Annotated in this window: 15 protein-coding genes; 7 read left to right on the top strand and 8 right to left on the bottom strand. The window is 72.2% G+C overall.

Features of this window, described 5'->3' with window-relative positions; all coding sequences use genetic code 11:
* Positions 1–37 precede the first annotated feature (37 nt).
* Complete coding sequence (locus ALLO2_RS10180) at positions 38–1135, top strand: amidohydrolase family protein (protein ID WP_011437841.1); 1098 nt, start codon at positions 38–40, stop codon at positions 1133–1135.
* 31 nt (positions 1136–1166) lie between these two features.
* On the opposite strand, the gene ALLO2_RS10175 is transcribed toward ALLO2_RS10180, so the two are convergent.
* Together ALLO2_RS10175 and ALLO2_RS10170 are read right to left on the bottom strand one after the other, a co-directional pair.
* A complete protein-coding gene (locus tag ALLO2_RS10175) occupies positions 1167–1601 on the bottom strand; it encodes a response regulator (protein ID WP_011437840.1) in 435 nt (144 codons plus the stop codon).
* Between the two features lie 97 nt (positions 1602–1698).
* Complete coding sequence (locus ALLO2_RS10170) at positions 1699–2784, bottom strand: PLP-dependent cysteine synthase family protein (RefSeq protein WP_035731476.1); 1086 nt, start codon at positions 2782–2784, stop codon at positions 1699–1701.
* 188 nt (positions 2785–2972) lie between these two features.
* Between ALLO2_RS10170 and mshB the strand changes: the two genes are divergently transcribed.
* Together mshB and ALLO2_RS10160 are read left to right on the top strand one after the other, a co-directional pair.
* Positions 2973–3896, top strand: coding sequence for an N-acetyl-1-D-myo-inositol-2-amino-2-deoxy-alpha-D-glucopyranoside deacetylase (mshB, locus tag ALLO2_RS10165; protein WP_023840348.1), 924 nt, complete (start codon positions 2973–2975; stop codon positions 3894–3896).
* A 41-nt stretch (positions 3897–3937) separates the two neighbouring features.
* Entirely contained in the window at positions 3938–4162 is a 225-nt protein-coding gene (locus ALLO2_RS10160; RefSeq protein WP_232235012.1) for a DUF1918 domain-containing protein, read from the top strand.
* A 74-nt stretch (positions 4163–4236) separates the two neighbouring features.
* Here the strand turns inward: ALLO2_RS10160 and ALLO2_RS10155 are convergent, their stop codons facing one another.
* Together ALLO2_RS10155 and ALLO2_RS10150 are read right to left on the bottom strand one after the other, a co-directional pair.
* Positions 4237–6057, bottom strand: a complete 1821-nt coding sequence (locus ALLO2_RS10155; protein WP_232235011.1) for a glycosyl hydrolase — start codon at positions 6055–6057, stop codon at positions 4237–4239.
* Between the two features lie 543 nt (positions 6058–6600).
* Entirely contained in the window at positions 6601–7581 is a 981-nt protein-coding gene (locus ALLO2_RS10150; protein WP_023840345.1) for a CAP domain-containing protein, read from the bottom strand.
* Between the two features lie 390 nt (positions 7582–7971).
* On the opposite strand from ALLO2_RS10150, the gene ALLO2_RS10145 reads away from it, so the two are divergent.
* Positions 7972–11880 carry an ATP-binding cassette domain-containing protein gene (locus ALLO2_RS10145; protein WP_035731473.1) on the top strand — a complete coding sequence of 1303 codons (3909 nt, stop codon included), beginning with the start codon at positions 7972–7974 and terminating at the stop codon, positions 11878–11880.
* Positions 11881–11904: 24 nt separating this feature from the next.
* Here the strand turns inward: ALLO2_RS10145 and ALLO2_RS10140 are convergent, their stop codons facing one another.
* The 3 genes from ALLO2_RS10140 to soxR all read right to left on the bottom strand — a co-directional run bounded on the left by ALLO2_RS10140 (position 11905) and on the right by soxR (position 14751).
* The gene (locus ALLO2_RS10140) at positions 11905–13161 is read right to left on the bottom strand and encodes an ABC transporter substrate-binding protein (protein ID WP_011437834.1); all 1257 of its coding nucleotides are present in this window, start codon (positions 13159–13161) and stop codon (positions 11905–11907) included.
* A gap of 220 nt (positions 13162–13381) precedes the next feature.
* Positions 13382–14146, bottom strand: a complete 765-nt coding sequence (locus tag ALLO2_RS10135) for an NADPH-dependent FMN reductase (protein WP_035731569.1) — start codon at positions 14144–14146, stop codon at positions 13382–13384.
* A 113-nt stretch (positions 14147–14259) separates the two neighbouring features.
* Positions 14260–14751 carry a redox-sensitive transcriptional activator SoxR gene (soxR, locus tag ALLO2_RS10130; protein WP_011437832.1) on the bottom strand — a complete coding sequence of 164 codons (492 nt, stop codon included), beginning with the start codon at positions 14749–14751 and terminating at the stop codon, positions 14260–14262.
* A 234-nt stretch (positions 14752–14985) separates the two neighbouring features.
* Here soxR and ALLO2_RS10125 point away from each other — a divergent pair, with 234 nt between their 5' ends.
* The 3 genes from ALLO2_RS10125 to ALLO2_RS10115 all read left to right on the top strand — a co-directional run bounded on the left by ALLO2_RS10125 (position 14986) and on the right by ALLO2_RS10115 (position 18760).
* Positions 14986–16221 carry a UDP-glucose--hexose-1-phosphate uridylyltransferase gene (locus tag ALLO2_RS10125; protein WP_035731470.1) on the top strand — a complete coding sequence of 412 codons (1236 nt, stop codon included), beginning with the start codon at positions 14986–14988 and terminating at the stop codon, positions 16219–16221.
* A gap of 66 nt (positions 16222–16287) precedes the next feature.
* Positions 16288–17640: a galactokinase gene (gene galK / locus ALLO2_RS10120; protein ID WP_023840340.1), complete on the top strand. Its 1353-nt coding sequence runs from the start codon at positions 16288–16290 to the stop codon at positions 17638–17640.
* A gap of 595 nt (positions 17641–18235) precedes the next feature.
* Positions 18236–18760: a hypothetical protein gene (locus ALLO2_RS10115; protein ID WP_023840339.1), complete on the top strand. Its 525-nt coding sequence runs from the start codon at positions 18236–18238 to the stop codon at positions 18758–18760.
* A gap of 18 nt (positions 18761–18778) precedes the next feature.
* On the opposite strand, the gene fxsT is transcribed toward ALLO2_RS10115, so the two are convergent.
* Positions 18779–21934, bottom strand: a complete 3156-nt coding sequence (fxsT, locus tag ALLO2_RS10110; protein WP_035731464.1) for an FxSxx-COOH system tetratricopeptide repeat protein — start codon at positions 21932–21934, stop codon at positions 18779–18781.
* Between the last annotated feature and the right edge of the window lie 27 nt (positions 21935–21961).

Genomic DNA, 21961 nt, shown 5'->3' with positions numbered 1-21961 from the left:
GGTGACCGGACGACGGTGATAGGGATATGACGTGAATATGAACGTGCCGGCGCTGCGGATCCGTGGCGGCGTGCTGGTCAGTCCGACGGAGGTCCGTGACGAGGTCTGGGTCGTCGATGGCCGGATCACCTTCTCCGCCCCCACCGGCCCGGCGGCCCGGGACGTACGGACGGTCTCCGGGTGGGTGTTGCCCGGCCTCGTCGACGCTCACTGCCATGTCGGCCTCGCCGCGCACGGCGCCGTCGACAGGCCCACCGCCGAGCAGCAGATCATCACCGACCGGGCGGCGGGCGCGCTGCTGCTGCGCGACGCCGGTTCCCCGGCCGACACCCGGTGGATCGACGCCCGTGACGACCTGCCCCGGCTGGTGCGGGCCGGCCGGCACATCGCCCGGCCCCGGCGATACCTCCGCAACTACGCGGCGGAGGTCGAGCCGGCCGACCTCGTCGCCGAGGTCCTCGCGCAGGCCGGCCGGGGCGACGGGTGGGTGAAGCTCGTCGGCGACTGGATCGACCGCGGGCTGGGTGACCTGGCGCCGTGCTGGCCCGCGGACGTGGCGAAGGCCGCGATCGACGCGGCGCACGCCGCCGGAGCCCGGGTCACCGCCCACTGCTTCGCCGAGGACTCCCTCGCGGATCTGGTCGAGGCAGGGATCGACTGCATCGAGCACGCCACCGGTCTCACCGAGCGCACGATCCCGCTGTTCGCCGAGCGGGGGGTCGCCATCGTGCCAACCCTGGTGAACATCGCGACCTTCGAGGACATCGCCGCGGGCGCCGAGGCGAAGTTCCCCGCCTACGCCCGGCACATGCGTGCCCTGTACGCCCGGCGCCATGACACGGTGCGGGCGGCCTACGACGCCGGCATCCCGATCTTCGTCGGTACCGACGCCGGGGGAAGCCTCCCGCACGGGCTGGTCGCCGCCGAGGTGGCCGAGCTTCGCCTGGCCGGGCTGCCGGCGGCGGCCGCGCTCGACGCGGCGACCTGGGGGGCCCGCTCCTGGCTCGGTTATCCGGGCCTGTCCGAGGGCGCCTGGGCCGATCTGGTGGTGTATCCGAGCGACCCGCGGGCCGACGTCGCGGTGCTCGGCGCCCCGGACCTCATCGTTCTGCGCGGACGGCCGGTCTCTGCCTGAACGTCCCCGCGTCCCCCGGGTATGCGGCTGGTCAGCGGGGAGCATCGAGGACCTGCCGGACCTTGTCCAGCAGGGTGCGTTCGGAGAAGGGTTTGGTCAACAGCGATACCCCCGGGTCCAGCTTCCCCTGCGCGGTGAGGACGGGATCGGCGTATCCCGACATGTAGAGCACCCGGATGCCGGGTTGCTGGGCCCGGATGCGGTTCGCGAGCTCCCTGCCCTGCATGCGCGGCATGATCACGTCCGTGAGCAGCAGGTGGATGTCGCCCCGGTGCTCGATCGCGATCGAGCACGCGTCGAGGGCGGTGGAAGCCGCCAGCACCTCGTAGCCGTTGCGGCTCAGGATCCGCCGGGCGACCTCGAGCAACGCGGCATCGTCCTCGGCGATCAGGACCGTCTCGCCGTGCCGGGCGGGCTCGGAGTCGGCCGGTCGTTGCCCGGCCGGATCCTGCGACAGGTTCCGCATAAAATCACCGCAGTAGGTAATTTGCCGGTTGCATTTAGTGGCCAGAGGAACCGTAGCATCGCTTTCGGTGAGTCGCCACCGCGCCGGCCAGGCCGCTTCAGCCCGGCCAGGCCGCGGAGGTCACGGCCTGGCACAGGATCTCGGTGAACGGCCGCGGGTCGAGGCCGGCCGCGTCGAGCCAGGAACCGGAGTAATACGTGTCGGCGTACCGTTCGCCGCCGTCGCAGATCAGGGTGACCACGCTGCCGCGGTGACCGGAGGACACCAGCTCGCAGGCGAGCCGTACCGCGCCCCAGAGGTTCGTCCCGGTGGAGGCACCCGTCCGGCGGCCCGTCAGCGTCTCCAGGAACAACATGGCCGCGACGGACGCCGCGTCGGGCACAGTGATCATCCGGTCGACGATGTCGGGGAGGAAACTCGGCTCCACCTGTGGGCGGCCGATGCCCTCGATGCGGGAGTGCCCGCCGGTGACGTGCGGGTCGCCGGTGGACCAGGCGCGGTGGAACACCGAGCCCTCGGGATCGACGACGCACAGCGCGCAGTTGTGCTGCCGGTACCGCAGATAACGCCCGATCGTGGCGCTGGTGCCCCCGGTGCCGGCACCGACGACGATCCAGGTGGGGATGGGATGGCGCTCCAGCGCCATCTGATTGAAGATCGATTCGGCGATGTTGTTGTTGCCGCGCCAGTCCGTCGCTCGTTCCGCGTAGGTGAACTGGTCCATGNAGTGACCGTTCGTGGCCTCGGCCAGCCGCCTGGCCTCCGCGTACACCGTGGTGGCGTCCGCCACCAGGTGGCAGCGACCCCGCTCACGTTCGATCAGGGCGATCTTCTGCGTACTGGTCGAGGCGGGCATGACGGCGATGAAGGGGAGTCCGAGCATGCGGGCGAAGTAGGCCTCCGAGACCGCCGTCGACCCGGAGGACGCCTCGACGATCGTCGTCCCCTCCCGGATCCAGCCGTTGCACAGTCCGTAGAGGAACAGCGACCGGGCCAGGCGGTGCTTCAACGAGCCGGTGGGATGCGTCGACTCGTCCTTCAGATAGATGTCCACGCCCCGTTCCGCCGGCCACAGGTGCAGGGGGAACAGGTGGGTGTCCGCCGACCTGTTGGTGTCGGCCTCGACTCGGCGAATGGCCTCCCGAGTCCATCGGACGTCCTGTCTGGTGGGTGCATCACTCATGCCCTTCCCGTTCCCCGGATCATGCTTGGATGAAGATCTTTGTTCTTTCCGCCCGCCTTCGTCGATTCGTTGATCTGTGAGCTGTTTGTCTCTTATGGGTTATCGATGCGGTTGCGGGCTCTGTATCCGCAAGTTACCGGTTCGATGGTCGAGATGCGCCGTCCGTGGGTCGCCCCTACCGTCAAGCTATGCCGGTTACTCAAGGTTCCGGTGCGCTGCCGGCCCGTCGGATCGTGTTCGTCCATGCTCATCCCGACGACGAGACGATCGCGACCGGGGCGACGATGGCCTGCTACGCCGCCGATCCCGACACCCAGGTGGTCCTTGTCACGTGCACGCTGGGCGAGATGGGCGAGGTGCTGGTCCCCGAGCTGGCCAACCTGCGGGCGGACCGCGCGGACCAGCTCGGCGGATACCGGATCGGGGAGCTGGAACAGGCGTGTACCGAGCTCGGCGTCACCGACTACCGCTTCCTCGGGGGCGCCGGTCGTTGGCGGGACAGCGGCATGTTGGACAGCCCCGCGAACGACGACCCGCGCTGCTTCTGGCGGGCGAACATGGACGACGCGTCCGAGGCGCTCGTGCGGATCGTGCGGGAGGTCCGGCCGCAGGTGATCGTGACCTACGACGCGATCGGGGACTACGGTCATCCCGATCACATCAGGGCGCACGACGTCACCGTCCGGGCCTTCGCCGACGCGGCCGATCCGGACTTCGCTCCCGACGCGGGTCCGACCTGGCAGGTCTCGAAGTTGTACGAGACGGCGCTGTCCCACTCCGCGGTCGAGTCCGCGGTGGACCGCATCTGGCGGTCCGACCTGGCGAAGACGGTCCCCGAGGGGATCACGATGCCCTCGGACATGCTGCTGTCGGTTCCCGATACCAAGGTCACCACGACGATCGAGGCGCCGGGCTTCTTCGCCGCGAAGATCGCGGCAATGCGGGCCCACCGCAGCCAGATGACCGTGGACGGATTCTTCTTCGCTCTGGTCGACGGGAACGGCCGGTCGGCGAAGGCCACCGAGAACTTCGTGCTGGCCCGGGGGGCGGTGGGCCCGGGCTCGGGTTCCGGCGTGGAAACCGACCTGTTCGACGGAGTGGCGACGCGCTGATGCCGGAACGGACCGCGAACGGACCGCGGGAGGGAATCCTGATGTACACTGGGAACATCATGTACGCCAGGGTCGGGGACCGCCTCGTCGTGCGTAATTCGGCAACAGGTCGTACCGAGCGCCACGGTGTGATACTCAAGATTCGCGGCGAGAGCGGCCGAGCGCCGTTCATCGTCCGGTGGGACGACGGCCGCGAATCGTGGTACATCCCGGCCGCCTATGAATCGGTCGAGCTACGTCCCAGCCGCGACCGGCGGCCCGGCTGAGGACCCCCTCGGGTGGAGGGGTGCCGCCCACTGAATCATTGCCGGCGGGCGGCACCCGGCGTCNCCTCCGGAGCCTACTGCCCGGAGTAGAGCTGTTTATAGCGGGCGCCCGCCTGCCGGTTCAGGTAGAGACACGTGGCGCTGAGCGGTCGGTACAGGTTCGAACCGACGTTGTTCGGGTCGCAGTTGTTGAAGTAATACTCGTAGGCCAGCCCCTTGCCGGCATGGGCCACGAACCAGTCGTACATCCACTGGATGTAATTGGCGTTGTCACCGCCACCGTTGTTGCCGCTGGTACTCACCACCCCCCATTCGCCGACGCCGAAGAGCTTGTTGTGCGCGCGGGCGAAGTTGAACCAGTAGTTCAGCCCACCGGGGGCGTTGGCCTGGGCGTCGAACTCGGCCTTTGTCCGGGACGGCGGCCAGTGGTCGTACGCGTCGAGGCCGACCCCGTCCACCCAGGCGTCGCCCGGATACATGTCCATCGGGTTGTGGCTCGGCGGGTTCTGCGAGTAGTGAGCGTTGAGGCACCAGCACAGGGTGGGGTCCGGCTCCGCGGTCGAGTTGATGGCGTCCGCGACGTGGCGCCAGCAGTTGACGTAGTCCTTGGGGTTGGTGGCGGACCATTCGTACCAGTCGCCGTTGCCCTCCCAGGCGATTCGCAGGTAGGAGTTCTGCCGGCCGTAGGCGTTCAGTACGCGGCCGAAGGTCTTCCAGTACTCGTCGTAGGCCCCGGTGGCGCAGGTCGCGTTGCTGGCACCGATGTGCTCCGGGAAGGGGGGGATGGAGATGATCAACCGGCCGGGCCAGTTGGCGAAGGTGCGCAGCAGATCCACCGGCTGGCTGACGTTCGCCCAGCTGTTCCGGGTGGTGTAAAGCAGGGTGAAGTCACAGGGCGCCCCGCGCCAGGTGCAGAACGCCTCCAGGTTCTGCTGGTTCATCACCGGATCGGGATAGGTTCCGGTCAGCCACCCTTTGCCCGAGCGGGGCCCGGCGTAGGACGGCGGGGCCGGCGGCGGGTTCGCTCCGGTGGTGACCTCCGCCCGGTCGAAACCGACGTTGTTGCCCTGCGAGGAGGTGTTGCGCTGCCCGGTATTCGTCAGGGTCAGGGTGTGCGTGCCGGCGGCGAGCTTGTCCGAGCTGTAGAACAGGGTGATGCTCGAGGTCGGCGCGTAGGTGTCGACGTTGACCGGCTGGCCGCCGTCCAGGCGGATCGTGCTGAATCCCCCGATCGGGCCCTTGGCGCCGTAGATGTTGACCTGCGTTCCGCTGAAACGGATCGTGGCGACCGCGCCGGCGGTCGCCGAGTAGTAGAAGCTGTTGTTCGGGGAGGTAATGCAGCCGGTGCACTTCGTCCACCCGGTCGAGTAAGAGACCTGGTTGGTGCCGGTGCCGATCGTCGTGTCCTCGATGGTGAGCGCCGTGGGCACCGGCGGAGTCGGCGGGGGNGGCGCCACCTCGTTGATCGCCTCGGCGCGGTCGAAGGCGACGTCGTAGCCCCGGGACGCGGCATTGCGCTGGTGCAGGTTGGTGATCTGCACTGTGTGGGTGCCCGCGGTGAGCGTGTTCGAGGTGAAGATCGAGCTCGCGACCGCGACCGTAGCGAAGGTGTCGACGAGCTGCGGGGTGCTGCCGTCGATGCTGATCGCGGCCTGGCCGCTCCACGGCCCCTTGACCCCGAAGATGGTCACCCGCGTGCCGATGAACTGGAACGAGGCGACGCTGCCGTAGGTCGACGAGTACCGGAAGCCGTCGTCGAGGGGCCCGGCTATGCACCCGGTGCACCGGGTCCACGTCCCCGTGTAGGAGACCTGGTTGAGCCCGGTGCCGATGGCGCTGTCCTCGATGATCGTCGGGGCCTGCGCGCGGGCAGGCCCGGTCAATGCCCCGGTCATCAGGGCCACGGTGAGGGTGAGTAGCAGCCCGCCGATCCGGTGGCGACGTGCTCGAGTCCGCGCGTGACGGCCGTTCGAATATCTCCTGGGCTGGGACGCTGTCCCGTCCCGTTTGTTCTCTGTGCGCATTCTCCAGTCCTGTCCTGGGTTGTGGAACGCGTGTCGAGCTTGTCGATGAAAGCTGACTCATCAACCAGGAAGGAAGCTAGATCAATGGTTCGCGGGCATGGTCGAACGTCGTTGTCCGGAGATTCGACGCGCACTTCTCCAGGGGTGGGCGAAGACTTGTGACGTCGTCCTTCCCGGCGGTTCGGGTGGAACGTGCACAGCCGGATTGCGCAGATTCTCCGCTCGCGGCGGCGGTGTCACCGGTTCTGGCGGTTCCTTGGGGTCGGCGCAGGAAAATCGTGATCCGTTCGGCCCGGTCGGTCAACGCCCGCGCGGGAATGCCGATACCTTTGTAGCCGAAGGTGCGACCTACCTCCGGTACGCCTGCGGTCTGAGTGCCTGCGGTCTGAGTGCCTGCGGTCAGAGTGCCAGCGGTCAGAGCAGGGTGCCGAAGACCTGCGTCCAGTAGCGACCATACTCGCCGCCGGTGGCCTGCCCGACGCCGATCTGGCGCAGCCGCGGGATGAGGATGTTCGCCCGGTGGCCGGGGCTGTTCATCCATCCCGTCACCACCTCGTCCGCGCTGCTCTGGCCGGCGGCGATGTTCTCGGCGACCTGGGCGTAGCGGTAGCCCAGAGCGCTCACCCGGTCGGACACCGTGCGTCCCTCCGGGCTGGTGTGCGCGAAGAAGCCACGGGTCGCCATGTCCACGCTGTGCGCCTCCGCGGCGGCGGCCAAGCGGTCGTCGACGGTCAGCGGCGCGAGACCCTCCCGGGCGCGCTCGGCATTGGTGAGCGTGACGACCCGCGCGAGCACGAGGGTCAGATCACCCTCCCGGGTACCCCGACCCGTGGAATCGGGGTACCCGGGAGGGTCACGGCGTTGACCCTGGCCCTGGTGGCCCTGGTGGCCCTGGTGGCCCTGGTCGCCCTGGTCGCCGTCGTCGATGTCGACTCCGAAGTCCCGGGCGAGACCGGCGAGGCCGTCCGCGTAGCCCTGCCCCACCGCCCGGATCTTCCACGCGGGGCCGCGCCGGTAGATCTCCACCAGCGTGACCACGGTCTCGCGGGACAACGGCGGTGGTGCGAAGCGGGCGATGAGGTCATCATGATCATTATGGATGGTGACGGCGAGAGCTGGCAGCCGTCCGAAGGGCGTCGTACCGTCCTCGGGGCTGGCGGCGATCACGACACGTTCGGCGCCCAGGCGCAGCCGGCCCGGATCGACGGTCACCGCGCCGCCCGAGAGTGCCACGCCTGGCGCCCTGGGCTGGTTGTAGAACACGAAGTCGCTGTCCGCGGCGACCTTGCCGTTCGCGCCGGTGACGAGCGCACAGACGTCGAAGGGACCGGCGAGCCGGACCGAGACGGGGCCGGCAGGCAACGGCCCGTTCGCGCCAGGCACCAGGTCCCTCATCCGTTTCCACCCCTGTAGCCGTGGTCGTCCGCCATCGAGCGTTCGTCCGATGGTGCCATCCCGGACGTTTCGCGGTGTGCCCACGTTCCGTCACCCCCGACCAATCCGTGGGGTTAGGTAGCTTTCGCGAGGTTCTGTGGCTCTTATGCTATTCGGTGGCTCTCGTGGGGTTCGGTGGCTGTTGTGGCTGGTTTGATTGCCTTGTCGGNCTGTCCGGTCGTACCGTCACCTCGGTTGCCGTGATCATATGATCAATGGTCTGGCCTGCGGATTTTCCGGTGGGCTCACGCCGCTCATCGCGATCGAGGAGAGCCGGCGACCATTGGTGGGGGGCCGCTGAGGGATGATCGAGGCACCGTTCCGCGGTGCCCGGAGCAGGGTGGACCGCCGTTGAATGACGTCATGGGCTACGCCCTGCTCAGTCTGGGCACGGGCGCGCTCTACGCCCTCGTGGCCTCGGGTGTGGTGGTCATCGCCCGCGGGGCCGGCGTGCTCAACCTGGCCCAGGGCGCGCTGCTGGCCTGGGCGGCCTATGCCTTCCATGGGCTGCACGCCGGGTGGGGGCTGCCGCTCGGCCTCGCGGCGCCGCTGGCCGTGCTGTCGACGACCGTCATCGGGGTCGTGTTCCACCTGCTGGTGATGCGGCCACTGCGCGAGGCGACCTCGCTGCTGCGGCTGATGGCGACGCTCGGCCTGCTGATCATCTTGCAGTCGTTGCTGACGCTGATGTTCGCCGGTGCCGTGCGTACCTCCCCGACGGTGCTGCCGACCGGCAGGATAACGCTGTTCGACGAGCCCGTCGGCGTGTCCGTGTTCGTCCGGCTGGCTGTGGTCGCCGTGCTGGTCGCGGGGCTCTGGGCGGTGTTCCGGTTCACCACGGTGGGCCTCGCCGCGACGGTGGCGGCGGAGAACCTCAGGGCCGCCGCGACCTTCGGCTGGTCGGCGGACACCGTCGCCGCCGCTGCCTGGGGCGCCGGCAGCGCGCTGGCCGGTCTCGGCGGGGTCCTGCTCGCGCCGCTGCAGAACCCGTTGTCCTCGGCGAACCTGCTCCTGCTCATCGTCCCGGCGCTGGCGGTCGCGCTGGTCGCGCGGTTTCGCTCCTTCCCGATGGTGCTGGCGGGCGGGCTCGCCCTCGGGGNCGTCGAGGNGGAGACCCAGTTCCAGCTGGTCGCCGAGCACCCCTGGTGGCGCGGGGTCGACCGGGCTGTGCCGCTGGCGGTCATCGTCTTCTACCTCGCGATCCGCGGGCAGGGAATACCCGAACGCGGCCACCTCGCCGAACGTCAGCCTGCCCTCGGTAGCGGCCGGGTGCATCCGCGCGCCCTCGCGGTCACCGTGGCGGCCACCCTGGCGGCGATCTGGTGGCTGCTGCCGGTTGACTGGGTCGACGCGATCGACGCGAACGCCCTGTGGGCGCTGGTCATCCTGTCCGTCGTCGTGCTCGTCGGGTTCACCGGGCAGTTGTCCCTGGCGCAGCTCGCCTTTTCCGGCATCGCGGCGTTGATCGCCGGACGGCTCGTCGCGACCCGCGGCTGGCCGTTGGAGGCGGCCATGCTCGTCGGGGTCGCCGGCACGGCCGCGGTCGGACTGTTGTTCGCCCTGCCGGCGCTGCGGACCCGGGGCCTGCAGCTCGCGGTGGTGACCCTGGGCCTGGGCACCGCCGTCGACGCTCTGCTGTTCCAGCGCGGCTACCACTCCCCGGCACCGAGGAGCGCGGGCTCCATCGGTTCGCTGTTCGGCGATCTGGCCTCCCCGGAGGGCACGGTCGTCGGCCGTCAGACATTCCTCGGCATCGAGTTGGACAAGGTTGCCAACCCCCGCGGGTTCGCGACCGTCTCCGTCCTCGCCTTCGTCCTCGTCGCGCTGGCCGTCGCCAACCTGCGGCGCGGGCGCGCGGGCCGGCGACTGATCGCGGTGCGGACCAACGAGCGGGCCGCCGCCGCGCTCGGCATCAGCGTGGTCGGCGCGAAGCTCTACGCCTTCGCGCTGTCGGCGGCCATCGCCGGATTCGGCGGGGTGCTCTATGCGTTCTACGTCTACGGGGAGCGCGGGAACATCGACTATGGCGGTGGCGCCTTCGCGCCGTTCTCGTCGATCATGCTCATCGCCTACGCGGTGCTCGGCGGGGTCGGCTGGGTCAGCGGGGCGTTCGCCGGGGCGACGATGGCCGCCGGGGCGCTCGCGACCCGGCTCGGCGGCTGGGTCGGCGACCTGCTCGCCCGGCTCGGCGTGCTGCTGCGGGTCGTCGTGGCGGCCCTCGCCGGGCTGCTCGGCCTCGCCGCCGGTGCCTCGCTCGTCAGCGCGCCGCGCCCGCGCCGCCGGCTCGGCGCCGCCGCCCGGTACGCCCCCTGGGCCGTCGCCGCCGTCGCCGCCCTGGTCGCAGCGGTCTTCGGCGGCTGGGTGCGGGACTGGCTGGCCGAGCTCGACCGCTACGTGCCGCTGATCGGCGGGATCGTCCTCGTCGTCGTGCTGTCCCGGTCGGGTGGGGGCATGGCGCCGGAGAACGCCCGCACCGCCAGGCTGCTCCACGACCGGGTCCCGGCGGCGGCCGCCCGCCGCCGTCGCCGCGATGCCGCCCGCCTGGCCCGCCTGCTCGGCGCGCCGCCCGCCGCGCTGCCCGCCGTGCCCGCCGTCCTGTCGGTCTGGGGTCTGACGGTCCGGTTCGGCGCGGTCACCGCGGTGCGCTCGGTCGACCTGCGGGTGGAACCCGGTCAGATCGTCGGGATGATCGGCCCGAACGGCGCGGGCAAGACGACGGTCATCGACGCGATCACTGGTTACACCCCGTCCTCGGTCACGTCGGTCACGTCGATGACGTTGGGCGGCGTCCGGCTGGACCGTCTGCCGGCGCACCGGCGGGCCCGCGCCGGCATCAGCCGGTCGTTCCAGAACCTGGAGCTGTTCGACGATCTGACGGTCATCGAGAACATCCAGGCGGCCAGCGACCGCCGGGACACCCGCGCCTATCTCACCGACCTGCTGTTCCCCCGGGGACGTCCGCTTGAGCCGGCCGCGGTCGCCGCGGTCGACGCCTTCGGGCTGCGCGACGATCTCCTGCGCACCGTGGCGGAGCTTCCCTACGGTCGTCGTCGGCTGCTGGCCATCGCCCGGGCCGTCGCGGCGCGCCCCGCCGTGCTGCTGCTCGACGAGCCGTGCGCCGGGCTGGACGAATCGGAGAGCGCGGAGGTCGCGGGCCTGCTGCGTCGGCTCGCCGACGACTGGGGACTGGGCATCCTGCTCAACGAACACGACATGGACGTGGTCATGGGGGTCTGCGACCGGGTGGTCGTGCTGGACGCCGGGGAGCGCATCGCCGAGGGGACGCCGGAGCGGGTGCGCGACGACCCCCGGGTGCGGGTCGCCTGCCTGGGGGAGGCGGCGGTCCCGGCCCGGCCGGCCGTCTCCTGGACTCGGCCGGCCGTCTCCTGGACTCGGCCGGCCGTCTCCTGGACCCGGCGGGCCGTCTCCTGGACCCGGCCGGCCGGCCCGTCCGCGGGCGGGACCGGGGACCGCGTCGCCGACAGGACGGACCCGGCCCGGTTCGCGGCCGGCCCCGCGGTGCTGGCGGCGCGGGGCCTGTCCGCCGGCTACGGCAACGGCCCGGTGGTCCGCGACCTCAACCTGGAGGTTCACGCCGGCGAGGTCGTGACCCTGCTCGGCCCGAACGGCGCCGGCAAGACGACGACACTGCTGGCGCTGGCCGGCGCGATCCCGTCGGCGGGAGGCGAGGTCCTGCTCGCCGGGGCCGTGACGACCGCCGCGCTGCACGAACGGTGCCGACGTGGCCTGAGCCTGGTTCCCGAGGAACGCTCGGTCATCATGGACCTCACCGTCCGGGAGAATCTCCGGGTCGGTCGATGCGACCCGGACCTCGCCCTCGCGGTCTTCCCCGAGCTTGCCGAGCACCTCGATCGGCGGGCGGGGNTGCTCTCCGGGGGGCAGCAGCAGATGGTGACCCTCGCGCGCGCCTTGGCGCGCCGGCCCACGGTTCTGCTCGCCGACGAGCTCTCGCTGGGCCTCGCGCCGCGCGTCGTGGACCGTCTGCTGGCGGCGGTGCGCGCCGCCGCGGACGATGGGCTCGCCGTGATCCTCGTCGAGCAGCACGTCCGCAGCGCCCTGTCGATCGCCGATCGGGTGCACGTCCTGCGGCATGGGGCCCTCGCCTGGTCGGGCACCGCCGCCCAGGCCCGTGCCGACCGGGAGACCCTGCTCGGCGCCTATCTGTCACCCGGACGGCCGGCGGACTCCGGCAATGGCGCCCCATCCGGCAATGGCGCCCTCAGCGGCCCGCGTGCCTGACCCGGGTCAGCGCGTGCCTCAGAGTCAGGAGGCGGCCCGGCGCAGGATGTCCAGGCCGGAGTAGGTCTCCGGGCCGAGTGGCACGAAGCTCTTCGACGCGCTGTCCCAGCGGGCTCCCCGCAGCGTGGTGTTGAAGATCCGTTCCGCCCCGGGGATCGGCGTCGTCGCCGTGAGGTTCAGCCGCGGGACGATGCCGCCCAGGTCCAGGTCGGTGGTCCGGTTGAGCTGGTCGAGCAGGGTGCGGGCGGTGAGCGGGCCGGACACCTTGTTGCCCACCTTCTCGGCGATCTGCACGGACAGCCACGCGCCGGTGGTGGTCGTCGTGGTGCGTAGCGCGGGGGCCGCGTCCGCGTCCCCGCCGGCCTGCTCGGCGTCCAGTTCGGAGATCATCCGGGCCACCTCGGGGAACTGGCCGGCCTGGCTCAGCTCGGGGAACGCGGTCGCGACCACGAGGTTGTCCGCGGCCGGACCGAGCGTCGACAGGTACTTCGGCGAGAGGGTTCCGGCCGCGTGGCAGGTCCGGACCCGCTGGCCGGCCTGGGAGATCACCGCGTAGGCGGCCTGGTCGAACACGACGAGCACGGCTCCGTCGGCACCGGACCGGGTGAGCTGGGAGATCGCCGGGGTGAAGTCGCTCGTCGTGATCGGAATACGGATCTTCGGATTGATCGGACGGTTCACCGCCTTCGCGCCGCCCTCGGCCATGATGATGAGCCGGTCGCTGGCGCTGAGGTCGTAGCCGACCAGCCCGAGGCGGGTGGCTCCCGCCTTGGCGAGCAACGACGGGCAGACCGCGGGGTAGAGCGCCAGCGGGCTGATGACGTAGCTGATCGGAGAGCTGAGCTCGGATCCGTCGGCCGAGATCCCGGCCGAACCGATGGACGGGATCCCCGCGTTCTCCAGGATGGGCATGATCCCACCCGAGCCGCTGACCTCGCCGACGACCGCGAGCACGTGCTGATCCACCGCCTGCTGGGCGCACTTCCTGGCCACGGCGGCGTCGTTCTTCTCGTTGCAGTGCACGAGCTCGACCCGGTGGCCGGCGATCCCACCCCGGGCGTTGACCCCGCGCACGGCGGCCCGGGCGGCGGCCACCATCTCCGGGTAGTTCGTTCCGGACGTGCCCACCGGGGCGATGATCATCAGTTTGACCGTTGATCCGGCCGAGGACGTGCCGGTGGCTTCGCCGTCCGAGTCGCCACCGCACGCGGCGAGCGTTCCCGCCAGCACGGCGCCCAGAACCGCCGCGGCGAGCCACCGGAGCCCGTACCGTCGTCCCACCGTGCCGCCTCCTCGTCGAGCGTGCCTCGTCCGCGTTCCGTGTTCCGGTCCCCTGCCGGGCCCCGCTGTCCCCTGCCGGGCCCCGCCACGGTAGACCTGCCTGCTCAGGACGGATACGCCCGGGTTGGCTGGGACCCGCGGGAGCCTCGGCGTGGGATCGCGTCCCGGCGTCAGAGCACCTCAGAGCACCTCAGAGCACCTGAGGTCACCTGAGGTCACCTCAGAGCACCTGGGACCAGGCGTAGGTGAACCCCATGATCTGGTCGGCGAGGGTGTCCAGGCGGGCCGCGACGGTCCGGTCGAGCACTCGCCCGTGCGGGTCGAAGAGCGGCACCGCGGTGTTCAGGGTGACGCCCAGCGGGGTCGGCCAGCCGCGCAGGGCGTGCACCGTCGAGCGCAGGGCCGTCAGCGTCGTCCCGGCCGCCTGCGTGCCCCGGGCGCCGACGATCAGTGCGACCGCCCGGCCGTCCAGGTAGGGCCGGGGCGCGCCGCGCAGGTCCTCCAGATAGTCCAGGGCGTTCTTGACCTGGCCCGATATCCCGCCGTGGTAGCCGGGAGTCGCGATCACGAGGCCGTCGGCCCGTTCGACGGCGGCGAGGAGGCGCAGCGCGGCGGCGGGACGTTCCTGGCGTTCCGGCGCGTACATCGGCAGGTCCAGGTCCGCCGCACCGAGCAGCATCGTCTCCGCGCCGGCCTGCCCCATCATCGCCAGCACCGTCGCCAGGGCCTGGTGGGTGGTGGAGTTCGCCCGGCTGCTGCCACCGATGCCGACGATTAACGGGCGGCGGCGACGGGCCCGCACCGGACCGGGACCGTCCGGCGGCATGTCGGGCGAACGGTGCGCCGAGACCCGGCTGGGCAGCCCGGAGACGGGATCCGTACCGACCGTCTGGCTGCGCCCGCTCCTCGGTTCGCCGTNGCTGGCACCCGGTTGGAACATGCCGAATGTGTCTCCCACTACCCCTCCTCGTCCCGGATCCGGCATCCCGGTCCGGCATCCCGGTCCGGCGTCCCGGATCTGGCTCATGTCGGTCCGGCGATGGACCGCCACCCGCGTACCGTCGCGTCTGTCCTATCGCGGATGTCCTGTCCGATGTCCTATCGGACGGGCTGACCACACCGATCGAGGGGGTTGCGGGTCCGGCGCAGCGCAGCCGGCAGCGCGCGAGCGCCCGGCCCCAGCTCGGCGATCCGGTCGTGCGGATTCGAGATGCGGCAGCTTCGCAGCGACAAGCAGCCGCAGCCGATGCACGAGTTGAGTCCGTCACGCAGAGCGACCAGGGCCGCGATCTCGTCGTCCAGCCGGCCGCGCCACCGCCGCGAGATCGCGGACCAGTCCGCCTTGGTCGGCGTGCGCGACTCGGGCAGCGTCGACAGGGTCTCCCGCACCTCGTCGAGACTGAGCCCGACCGCGGTGGCGGCGCGGATGAACGCCAGCCGCCGCAGGACATGGCGCTCGTACCGGCGCTGCCCACCCGAGGTCCGGGTGGCGGTGAGCAGGCCCTGCTGTTCGTAGAAGCGCAGCGCCGACGCGGCGAAGCCACTTCGCTGCGAGAGCTCACCCACAGTCATCATATCGGTAGGAAGCATGCCCGCAGACTATGGCGTTGAAGTTGAACTCAACATGAGGTTCCCGGAACCCGGCGGCGCCGCGACGGGCTGGTCGTCACGCCTCGTCACGCCTCGTCCCGTCATGTCCCGTCACGCATCGTCATGCTTCGCCGCCCCTCGTTGCCCCGCGTCGCCCCTCGTCACGCCTCGGCTTCGTGGTAACGGGGATCACCCCGGGCCGTCCCGGCAGCGCGTTTGCCGCGGTCGCCGCCCATGGCAGGCTTCGTCGCAATGGACGACATCACGCATCGGCGGTTCAACCCGCTCACCGGCCGTTGGGTTCTGGTCTCGCCGGGGCGGACGCGGCGACCGTGGCACGGCGGTCAGGAACCACCGCCGGTGCCGGCCGCGGTCGCCCATGATCCTCTATGCGACCTCTGCCCGGGTAACCTCCGGGCCGGCGGTGAACGTAACCCCTCCTACTCCGGTACCTACGTGTTCACCAACGACTTCCCGGCGCTGCGTCCCGACCCGGTTCGGCCCGCAGCCCTGCTCGTCGCCCCGCCCGCCGACCCGCCTGTCGCCCCGTCCGCCGACCCGGCCCCGGTGTGGCCGGCGGGTCCCGGATCGGGCCTGCTGCGCAGCGAACCGGCCCGGGGGACCTGCCGGGTCGTGTGCTTCGGCCCTCGTCATGATCGCGGGCTCGTCGACATGACTCCGGCCGAGGTCCGGGCGGTCGTGGACACCTGGGCGGCGCAGGAGGAGGAACTCTCCCGCACCTGGCGCTGGGTGCAGGTCTTCGAGAACCGCGGCACCGCGATGGGCGCGTCGAACCCGCACCCCCACGGTCAGATCTGGGCCTGCGACGCGTTGCCCGACGAGCCAGCCGCCGAGGACGCGCGGCAGCGGGAGCACTTCGCCCGGTCTGGCAGCTCCCTGCTGATGGACTACGCCGAGATCGAGACGGCGGCGGGGGAGCGGGTGATCCTGGCGGAGGAGCACTGGCTCGTCGTCGTGCCGTTCTGGGCGCTGTGGCCGTTCGAGACCCTGCTCCTGCCCCGGCATCCGGTCGACCGCCTCGCCGCGCTCTCCGACGACCAGCGGGACGGGCTGTCCCGCCTGCTCGNCCGCCTCCTCACCGGCTACGACGCCCTGTTCGACCATCCTTTCCCGTTCTCGATGGGCTGGCACGGGGCTCCCGGGCCGCATCCCGCGCCCGGACCCCGGCCGGGGCCGGAGCTGGGGTCGGAGCCGGAGCCGGAGTCGGGGCTGGGGCCGGAGTGGGGGCTGGGGCCGGACCTTGATCCTGGTTGGGGACCCGGCGATCCACCCGCGGCGTTCTGGCAGCTGCACGCCCACTTCTATCCGCCGTTGCTGCGCTCCCCGACCATTCGCAAGCATCAGGTCGGCTACGAGATGCTCGCCGACGTGCAGCGCGACCTCACCCCGGAGGCAGCCGCGGACCGGCTGCGCGCCGTCATGGCTCCCGTCGCCGCGAACCGGACCTGAGCCGAGCCCGCGCGGCCGTGGTCATTCCGCGTGCCGCAGGGCCCGCGACTCCCCGACACTGGCGTCATGAGAGCCGCCGAGTATCCGGCCACCGAGCATCCGGCCACCGAGCGTGCGGTGCGCGCGTTCGTCGAGACCTACGGAGAGCGGCCCACCCACCTCGTCCGCGCGCCCGCCCGGGTGAACCTCATCGGCGAGCACACCGACTACAACGACGGCTTCTGTCTTCCGGTGGCCATCGACCGGGAGCTGTGCATCGCCCTGCGCCGTAACGAGGCACCCGAGCTCCGGCTGGTGTCCGAGCAGGACGCGGTGCCCGCCGTGATCCCGCTGCCGCCGCCGGGCCTCGACACGCCGGTGTCCGCCCGGGCACCCGGATGGGTCCGGTATGTCGAAGGCGTCGCGGTGATGCTGGCCGCCGAGTCGGCCTCCCGCGCCGCCGCCGGATCGGGGGGCTCCCGTGCCGCCGCCGGGTCGGGCTTCCCCGCCGGAGGGGGCTTGGTGCCCTGGCGTGGCACGCTGGCCAGCGACATCCCCGTCGGCGCGGGACTGTCCTCCTCGGCCGCGCTGGAGCTGGCCGTCGCCCTGGCCGGTGCGCATCTCGCCGGGTTGACGCCATCGCCGACGGAGCTCGCGCTGCTCGCCCAGCGGGCGGAGAACCTCTGGGTGGGGGCGGCGACGGGCCTGCTCGACCAGTTCGCCTGCGCCGCAGGCGTGGCCGGCCACGCGCTGCGGATCGACTGCCGCACGCTGACAACCGAGCCGGTGCCGCTGCCGGGCGGGCTGGCCGTGGTGGTCATCGACACCGGCTCGCGCCGACAGGTGGTGACCAGCGAGTACGCCACCCGCCGGGCGGAGTGTGAGCGGGCGGCGCGGGCGCTGGGCGTCGCCGCGCTGCGGGACCTCACGCCCCGGTCGATGGACGAGGCGGTGGCCCGGCTCGGCAGGTCCGCCCGGTCGGATGGGACAACCCGGCCGGGCGGAGCGGCCGGCGGGACCGGGCCGGATCCGGTCGCGCTGGATCCGGTCGCGCTGGATCCGGCCGCGCTGCGCCGGGCCCGGTTCGTCGTCGCCGAGAACGCCCGGGTCGACGCCGTCGCCGCGGCACTGCGCGCGGGCGACGCCCCAACGGCCGGGCGGCTGTTGCTGGCGGGGCATCGCGGGATCCGGGAGGACTTCGAGGTGTCGGGTCCGGAACTCGACGCGGCGGTCCAGGCGGCTTCGGCGGCTCCGGGGTGCTTCGGCGCCCGGATGACCGGCGGTGGTTTCGCGGGCTGTGCGGTGGCCCTCGTCGACCGGTCCCGGCTGACCGCCTTCACCGACGCGTTCGAGCCGGCGTATACCGCGCTCACCGACCGGCGGGCCGTGCTGCACGTCTGCTCGGCGGTCGCCGGCACGTCCGTCCTGGACCTCGGGTAGCGACCGGGGGGCGGAAGTCGGCGGCCCATGGTGGGGGCGAGCTCCGCGGCCAGATCGGCGAGGGGCGCACGGAAGATCATGGTCAGGGCGGGATGGGAACAGCAGGCCGCACGGCCCAGGCCCGCGTCACACCTGGTCGCACTCGTGCGGCCCTTCTCATGTCCCGCGGGCCACTCGTCCCGTCCGATCCCCAAGTCCCGTCCGATCCCCAAGTCCCACCCGATCCTCAGGCCGTTGACAGCGTCCACGTCTGCCGCATCCCGGATTTTGTCGAGACGGAGTGGCTCGGCGTCGCAATGGGCAGCCGGAGCTCGATGCTCATGGCTGTCGATCATGGCTCTGGCCTGGGCTGTTGCACTACCGCCGGACCGCTGCAAAAGTAGCCCCTGGACCATCGTAGATCATGGCGTTGACCTGCAGCTTTACCAGCGGGTCGCTGATCATCCCTGGAGGGATCGCAACACCGGTACCACCGCGGCCGGTCCGGCACATCAAGATGTCGCTGATCATCCCTGGAGGGACCGTGGTGGGGGGCACGGCGGGCCGGTGATGGTGGGATCATGACGGTGAGCCTCAGGGACGGGAGAAGACTGTGATGTCCGAGGAAACCGCCGATCCGTCAGGTGAGCCCGCGGCCGAGCGTGAACCGGGGGCGCGGTCGCCAGCCGGTCGGGAACCGTCCGGGCAGCCGGCGCCCGATGCCGAGCCGGGGCCGGACGCCGACGCGGGGGCGGATGAGGCTGGGGCGACGTTTGCGGGCAGGTTCGACTTCCGTCCGGTCGACTGGGACGGCTCGTTCAGCAGGGTGTGGAGGGCGCGGCATGGCCAGGAGCTGACGAATGAGCTTGCCGCCGAACAGGAGCGGCGGGAGAACCGGAAGTGGTTCGAGCGGTATAGGCAGGAGCTGCTGGACCGGATGGATGCGGAGTCCGCCCGGGAGGCGGCACGGCGCCGGGCGGAGGACCGCGAGCGGGCGGTGGCGGAGGGCGGGCGGCCGGCGCGGGGGGCGGCGGACGAGGCGCTGCTCCGCAAGCTGGAGCTGCTTGATCGATTTCCGCCCGTCGACCCCGTCGACCCCGACGAGCCGGCCGCATCCGACGAGCCAGCCGACCCGCGGTGACCGGCGTGCCGGCGCCAGTCAGGGGTCGCGGTGGCGGAATCTCGGCTCCACCGGGATCGGCCGTTCGAGGGGCGGCGGCTGATCGTGGCGGGTCTCGCCGACAGTGTCGGCGAGGGTGCGACGGGCCCGGGTGCTGTCCGGATAGAACGGGCCGTGCTCGCGCAGCGCGTCGGTGAGCGCGGCGCGGTAGAGGGGGACGGCGTCGGCGGGCCGGCCGGCCTGGCGGTAGGTGTCGGCGAGGGCGCCCCGGGNGGCGCGGGNGTCGGGGNGGCCGGGGCCGAGGAGCCGCTCGCGGACGGCGAGGACACGTTCGTTCAGGCCGACGGCCTGCGGAAGCCGGCCGGTGGTCCGGTAGACCTCGGCGAGCCCGTCGGCGGTGCGCAGGGTGCGCGCGTCGCCGACGCCGTGCGCCCGGCTCCGGTCGGCGAGCAGCCGTTCGAGCAGCGGCACGGCCGCCTCAAGCTGCCCGGTGCGCCGGTAGGTCGTCGCGAGGGCGTTCCGGGCCTCGACAGTGTAAGGGTGCGCGCGGCCGAGGACGTGCTCGTGGCGGTCGAGGGCGCGTTCGAGATGGGGGACGGCCTCGCCGGGCCGGCCCAGCCTGAGGTGGGCGGTGGCGAGGCTCTCGCGGGTCTCGGTGGTCTCGGGGTGGTCGGGGCCGAGGGCGCGTTCCCGGCCGGTCAGCGCGCGGCCGAACTCGCGTGCGGCGTCGTCGAGCCGTCCGGCGTACAGGTGGGCGCGGGCGAGTCCGTCGACCGTTTCGAGGGTGTCGGGGTGGTCGGGGCCGAGGGTGCGCTCGCGGCCGGTCAGCGCGCGGCCGAACTCGCGCGTGGCGTCGTCGAGCCGTCCGGCCTGGTGATGGGTGACGGCGAGCTGGTGGCGGGTGCCGAGGGCGGCGGGATGCTCGGGGCCGAGGACCCGTTCGCGGGCGGCGAGGGTCTGCTCGAACAGCGGCACGGCGTCGCCCACCGCGCCGATCCGGCGGTAGGCGACGGCGAGGCTGTGGCGGGTGTCGAGGGTGGCGGGGTGCTCCGGGCCGAGGATCCGCCGCTGGTCGGCGAGGGTGTCCCGCAGCAGCCGGGCCGCCTCGTCGCCGCGGCCGGCGGCGTCGTAGGCGCGGCCGAGGCTGTGCCGGCCTTCCAGGGTGTCGGGGTGCTCGGGGCCGAGGATGCGTTCCCGGGTGGCGAGGGTGCGCTGGAACATCTCGACCGCGCGGTCGGTCTGGCCGACCTTCTGGAATAGCTGGGCTAGGGTGTCCCGGCTGACCAGGGTGTCGGGGTGCTCGGGGCCGAGGATGCGTTCGCGGTCGGCGACGGTGTGTTCGGCCAGGCGGCCGGCGGCGTCGATCCGTCCGGCGCCGAGGGCGACCCGCGCGAGGGTCTCCCGGCAGGCCAGGGTGTCGACGTGCACCGGGCCGTCGAGCCGCTCGCGGGCGGCCAGGGCGCGGGCCGCGAGGGGGAGGGCCTGATCGGCTCGGCCCTGCCCGAGCAGGTAGGCCGCCGAGCGTTCCGCCAGCCAGGCGGCCTCCGGCCCGTCGGCCTCCGGCCCGTCGGCGTCGGTGGAGTCGGCGTCGGTGGAGTCGGCGTCGGTGGCGTCGAGCACGGCGAGCGTGTGCGGGAGCAGCTCCCGCCAGGCGGGCCAGGCTTCCGGGTTGGCCGTGACGGCGTCGGGCAGGGCCGCGCGCAGCATCCGGGCCATGGTCGCGACGATCTCGTCGGCCTGGTCGGGGCCGGTGTGGGTGTGCACGGCGGCCCGCACCAGCCGGTGCATCGTCACGGTGTCCGCGTCGCGGTGGGCCAGGCCGTACCGCTCCAGGACGCCGACGGTGTCGGCGAGGGCGAGCGGGTCGCCGGCCGCCGCCCGCAGCCCGGAATCGGGGATCACGTCCGGCTCGGCGGTGAACAGCCGGATCGGGATCGGTTCGTTGTCGCCGTGCGCGACGATCCGCAGCAGGTGGCCGGCGGCCGGTGCCTCGGCGTCGAGCCGGCGGATCGGCTCGTCCCAGAGGGNGGCGGCGGTGGCCCCGGGCCGCCCGCTCACCTCCCCCTGCGCCAGGAGGACCTCCGGCCGGTCGATTAACACCTGAAGGTAGGTCTCGGCGGGGGNGCGGCCGGNGCTGATGCGGNGGGCGGCCTGGTCGAGGGCGAGCGGGTGGTCCCCGAGCCGCTCGGCGATCCGGTCGGCGACCGTCCGTTCGACGGCGGGCAGCCGGCCGGCGAGCAGGGTGACGGACTCGGCCCGGTCCATCGGTCCGACCGGCACGACCGGGCCGAGATGGTCCCAGCCGGGGTTGCGGGAGGTCAGTAGCAGCCGGCCGGGTTCGGTGGGCCGCAGCCAGTCCGGCAGCGTGTCGGCGTCGGCGGTGTCGTCGAGGACGATCAGCCAGCGGCCGTCGGCCCGGCCGAGGTTCGCGATCACGGCGGCCGGTTCCGCGTGGCCGGGCAGGCCCACCGCCGGGGCGAGCTCGCGCACCCGCTCGCCGATCAGCTCGGGGCGTTTCGCCGGCACCCACCACACGGCGTCGAGATCCGCCCGGTGCTGGCGGACGTACTCGGTGACCAGGCTGGTCTTCCCGATCCCCGCGATTCCCGTCACGGTGACCAGCGGCGAGCGGGACAGCGCCTCGTCGAGCCGGGCGAGCGCGGCCGTCCGGCCGACGAACCGGGCCGGCTGATCCGGCACGTTCCACACCGCCGGCAGCTCCGGCGGGAAGATCCCCCGCCGGCCCGGGAAGCCCGGCGGCTGTTCCGGTTGTGGCCGGTCGCCGCGCAGGGCCGCGAGCAGGCTGGCCCGGACGGCGATCTCGCTGCGGTCGAACAGGTCGACCGGGACGAGTTGGCCTAGCAGACCGGGCAGCGGCCGGTCCGCCACCCTGGTCACCAGCAGCCGGCGTTCGCCTCCGGTCGGGTCGGCCGACCACGCCGCCGCCCATTCGGCGACCGCGGGCGAGGAGCGCAGGTAGCCGTCGGAGACCACCGCGATCGTGTGCCGGGCCTGGCTCACCGCCCGGTCCAGCCACCCCACCCGATGCGTCCCCGCCGGCGCCCAGGACTCAAGCAGGACCTGGTAGCCGGCATCCTCCAACGTCCCGGCGATCCATTCGGCCCAGGCCCGCCCGTCGTCCGCGTACGACACGAAACAGTCGGGAGCGCCGTGCCCATCGCCCCCGCCGGTCACCGTCCCAGCATGGCATAGTCACCGAAA

It is taken from the genome of Frankia sp. Allo2 (genome assembly GCF_000733325.1).
Classification (GTDB): domain Bacteria; phylum Actinomycetota; class Actinomycetes; order Frankiales; family Frankiaceae; genus Frankia; species Frankia casuarinae.
The sequence above is the reverse complement of the archived record's forward strand: the minus strand, read 5'-3'. Positions and strand labels throughout refer to the sequence as shown.